This window comes from Mesorhizobium sp. M4A.F.Ca.ET.050.02.1.1, from assembly GCF_003997725.1.
In the GTDB taxonomy this organism is placed as follows: Bacteria; Pseudomonadota; Alphaproteobacteria; order Rhizobiales; family Rhizobiaceae; genus Mesorhizobium.
The window spans coordinates 1-4,252 of the sequence record NZ_RZSG01000521.1; the positions used below are offsets into that span (position 1 = coordinate 1).

The 4,252-nt window shown below is 67.1% G+C and carries 4 protein-coding genes and 1 pseudogene; all 5 read left to right on the forward strand.

Annotated features, from left to right (window positions below):
* A partial coding sequence (locus tag EOA33_RS25975; RefSeq protein WP_145989280.1) for an OmpA family protein occupies positions 1–464 on the forward strand: 464 nt, incomplete at its 5' end.
* Entirely contained in the window at positions 461–1,930 is a 1,470-nt protein-coding gene (locus tag EOA33_RS25980; protein WP_127406938.1) for a chemotaxis protein MotC, read from the forward strand. The genes EOA33_RS25975 and EOA33_RS25980, both read left to right, overlap by 4 nt.
* The gene (locus EOA33_RS25985) at positions 1,927–3,321 is read left to right on the forward strand and encodes a flagellar hook-length control protein FliK (protein WP_127406939.1); all 1,395 of its coding nucleotides are present in this window, start codon (positions 1,927–1,929) and stop codon (positions 3,319–3,321) included. Before EOA33_RS25980 ends, EOA33_RS25985 begins: the two co-directional genes overlap by 4 nt.
* Entirely contained in the window at positions 3,251–3,841 is a 591-nt protein-coding gene (locus tag EOA33_RS25990) for a transglycosylase SLT domain-containing protein (RefSeq protein ID WP_245455392.1), read from the forward strand. The genes EOA33_RS25985 and EOA33_RS25990 overlap by 71 nt, the downstream gene beginning before the upstream one ends.
* Positions 3,842–4,073: 232 nt before the next feature.
* Positions 4,074–4,252, forward strand: a pseudogene (locus tag EOA33_RS40815) (DNA-binding response regulator); the annotation flags it as partial.

Here is a 4,252-nt window from a genome sequence, read left to right on the forward strand (position 1 = left end):
CTACGGTCCAGGCCGCGGCCGAGGTCAAGCAGCAGCTGGCGGAAGCCTTCAAGCCCGGCGACAAGCTGCATGACGGCGTCTCGGTCGAAGCGACCGACAAGGGCGTCGTCATCTCGATCACCGACCAGCTGGATTTCGGCATGTTCGAGATCGGCTCGGCCTTGCCGCGCCGCGAGCTGGTGCTGGCCATGGAGAAGATCGGCCGCATAGTCAACAGCCAGAAAGGCACGATCAGCATCAACGGCCATACCGATTCACGGCCGTTCCGCAGCGACACCTACGACAATTGGCGCCTGTCCACCGCGCGCGCGCATTCGGCCTATTACATGCTGGTGCGCGGCGGCGTCGACGAGCGCCGCATCACCGAGGTCGCGGGCTTCGCCGACCGCCAGCCGAAGGATGCGGCCGATCCGCTGGCGGCCGCCAACCGGCGTATCGAGATCCTGATGGCGACGGGCGGATGAGAGGTGCGACCGTCATCGGCCGCGCCATCGGCCTGCTGCTGCTGAGCGCCGCGGCGCCGTCGGCGGGCATTGCCGAGGAGGCCCTGCAGCCGTACCAGCTGGTGCGTTCGCTGCAGCTCGTGCAGGACCGCATCGCCGCCGGCGACCACGCGGCGCTGCCGATGCAGGCCAAGCTGCTCGAAATGACCGATGCGCGTCTGCGCGCGGCGGATGCGGCGGATTTCAAGGAACCGAAGAACTTTCGCGCCCTGCTCGTCTACGGCATGAGCGGCGGCAATCCCGTGACCGTCGAGGCAGCCGCCTCGCGCGCCGAGACCGACCCGCGGAGCCTGGCCGTCGCCAAGGGCATCATCAGCTACCTGAACGGCCGGCCGGCCGAGGCGATCGAAACGCTTAAGCCGATCGACCCGATGGCGCTGCCCACCGACCTCGGCGCCTTCCTGGCGCTGGTCAAGGGCTCGCTGCTAGCCACCGAACAGCCGGCCGCGGCGCTCGCTTTGCTCGACAATGCCCGCCTGCTCAGCCCAGGCACGCTGGTCGAGGAAGCAGCGCTTCGCCGCTCGGTCGGCATTGCCGCGCAGCAGGGCGATGCGGCGCGCTTCGCACTCGCCTCCACCCAATATGTCGCCAGCTATCTCCACTCGCCCTATGCCAGCCAGTTCGCCGATTCCTTCGTCTCCGGCGTCATTCAACTGCACATGGCGGTCAGCCAGGACAAGCTTGCCGACATCACCTCGATGATGGATCCCGAGCGCGAGAAGGTGATCTATCTGCGTATCGCCCGCCGGGCGGCGATCGACGGTCTGACCGCGCTCTCCACCTTCGCCTCGGCCATGGCTGAGAAAGGCCGCGACGGTAACGGCAATGAGGACGACCCGCGCGCCCAGCTCTATTCCAGCCTGTCCACGGTGACGTCGAGCACCATCGACGATGTGCGCGCCAAGCTGAAGAAGATCGATCGCGGCAAGCTCTCGGAAAGCGACCGTGCGCTGCTCGATGCCGCGCAAGCCGTCGCCGGCGAAGTTGTCGCGCGACCGGCGGTCCCGGCCGTCGAGAAGCCCGACACCGACGCCGGCAAATCTGCGCCTGGGAAATCCGCCGCCGAGATCGCGGCGACGGAGAAGCAGGAAGACGCCGACCTGCCGCCGGTCGACGGCGCGATGTCCGAGCAGCCGGCGGTCGAGGCCTCCGCTTCCGCAACGAAACCGGCGGACGCGCAGCCCTCTGCATCGTTCGCCCCGGATATGCCGGCCCCGGCAACGGCCGCGCCGTCGGCGCCGGAGCCGGCCGCGGCCGAAGCGCCGGCAGTGGCAGCGGCATCTGCCGGGACGGCGGCGGCTCAGCCCTCGCCGACACCGGAATCGTCAGCCGGCCTCGATCCGCAGGACGCCACCGACGCCGCGATGTTGCAGACGCGCCGCCAACTCAACAAGATCGACCAACTGCTTGGAGCAGCTCCCAAATGACCTCCAGCCTCGGCCATGCCCTCACGGGACTTGTCTCCACAAACGTGACGTCCAAGTCGGCGGCGCCGGCGGCGAAGAACGAGGCCACGAGCTTCGGCGACCTGCTGCGCGGCGCTGAAAAGCAGTCCGCCCAGGAAAACCAGCAACCGGCCGAGACTGGACCCCACGATGCGCGATGGAACCGGCGGGCGTTTGCCAACGCCGGCAAGGCGCAGCCTGACGGCAACGCTACGGCGACGACCGCCGCGCCAAAGCCGCCAGCCGGCAAGGCCGTCGACAGCGATGCCGATACTGATACGGACACGGCCTCGAAGGAGACCGACACGGCCGCGCGGAGCGCAAATGCGAGCCCACTTCAGGACAGCCTGCCATTGCTGATGGCGCTCAACGATATCGGCCGCTTCCAGGCGTCGGCCAAGGCCGGCGGACAGGAAGACGCCGGCGATGGCCAGGCGAGTGAGCCGGCGCCGGGCGGCCAGCCGCCGGCTCAGTTGCTCTCCACCTTGAAGAAATCGGACGCAACGCCCGGCCTCGAGACCCCTGATCCCGGTGCATTCTCGCGATCCGAGCGCGCCGCCAGCGCCGAAGACTTCCCCGGGAAGCTCCGGCAGCCGGAAGCCATCAGCGCCGTCTTCAAGGACCTGCCGCGCCGGGACGATGGAGCCGCATCGCCACCGGAGGACCAGACGCCCGTGGACGTGGCGGCGTCGCCGGCAAAGCGATCTGCGCCGTCGTCGAAAGCCCTTGACGCGATCCGTTCGGCCACGCCGTCGGAACAGGCAAAGCAGTCATCGTCGGCCGCGCGCATCGACGTCGTCCACGAGCAGAGCTTCCCGGCTCCGGCGCAGAACCCGCTAAGCCAGACGGCATCGGCGCTGATCGACGCGCTGGCCTCGGACAAGGGTCTGCCGCAGGCGTTTTCGACCACCTCGCCAGGCTCGCAACCGGTCGCTTCTGTTGCCGTTCCGACACATATATTGAAGATCGAGCTTCACCCGGCCGAGCTTGGCATGGTCACGGCCAGCCTGCGGCTTTCCGGAGAGCAACTTTCGATTGAGCTGAAGCCCGAAACCCACGACGCGCATCGTCGTCTCGCGGCCGACAGCGAGGCGATCGTCAAGTCGCTGCGCGGGCTCGGCTTCGACGTCGACAAGGTCACGGTACTGCAACCTTCGATAGCAACGCCAGCCGCCGCGCGCGTCGACGCCAACAGCTCGCTGCCGATGTCGCCAGGCCGCGAGCAATCCGCCTTTCAGCCCGGCAACTCGAGCGGCAACAATGCCGGCTCCGGCGGTCAGCAGCCGGGAAGGAACAACAGCAATGACACACCGGACAGCGGCCGCGCTGCTTCGCCTGCTCGCGAGCGCACTGGCGACGGCATGTTTATCTAGCGCCGCCATCAGCGCTGCGAGCGCCGCCGCCAATCCTTGCGAACCCGAGATCCTGCGCGCCGCCGACCGCTACGGCGTGCCGGCCGGCATCCTCTATGCGGTTGGCCTGACGGAAACCGGAAACAAGGGCAGCCTCCAGCCTAACGCTATGAATATAGAAGGAAAAGCTGTTTTTCCGCGGAGCCGTGCCGAAGCCATGGCGACGTTCGAGAACGCCCGCCGCGAGGGCAAGACGCTGATCGATCTCGGCTGCATGCAGATCAACCATCACTATCACGCGTCGCATTTCCGCAGCGTCGACGACATGCTCGACCCACGCCAGAATGTCGACTACGCGGCGCGCTTCCTGGCCAGCCTGCATGCCCGCCACGTGACCTGGTCGATGGCGGTGGCCCGCTATCACGCCGGCCCCGACAACGACCCCGCGCAGAAGGTCTATGTCTGTCGCGTCATCGCCAACATGGTCGCCACCGGCTTCGGCAAATGGACGCCCAACGCCCGCGCCTTCTGCAATCCATAGATGCATGGTCACTCACGGGCGCACAGGATCTTTCTGACCTCGCGGCGCCTGCCGCTTCGCTCGAACGGCAAGCGTCGACACACAGTCGATAGACCCATGCGACCGCGCTTATTTTCGGGTCCCCAAAAAACTCCCAAGAAAATAGCTACAAGAAATGACGGTTGTTCAGGATTCCCGCCACCGGTTACGCCTCCTTCCACGGGGCAAATGAGATGATTCGGAGGGCGGGCCGATGATCGTGATCGTTGACGAGCGTGAGCTCGTAACTGAAGGCTACAGCTCACTTTTCGATCGCGAGGGGGTCGCCAGCGCGGGCTTCGCGCCGAGCGAGTTCGGGGAGTGGGTGAGCTCGGCCGCCGACACCGATCTGCGCTCGGTCAGGGCCTTCCTCATCGGCGACTGCCGCGAGGG

What these genes read in the sequence shown, in the direction of transcription:
- EOA33_RS25980 (WP_127406938.1), top strand. Translation starts at nt 461, where the DNA reads ATGAGAGGTGCGACCGTCATCGGCCGCGCCATCGGCCTGCTGCTGCTG.
- EOA33_RS25985 (WP_127406939.1), top strand. Translation starts at nt 1,927, where the DNA reads ATGACCTCCAGCCTCGGCCATGCCCTCACGGGACTTGTCTCCACAAAC.
- EOA33_RS25990 (WP_245455392.1), top strand. Translation starts at nt 3,251, where the DNA reads ATGACACACCGGACAGCGGCCGCGCTGCTTCGCCTGCTCGCGAGCGCA.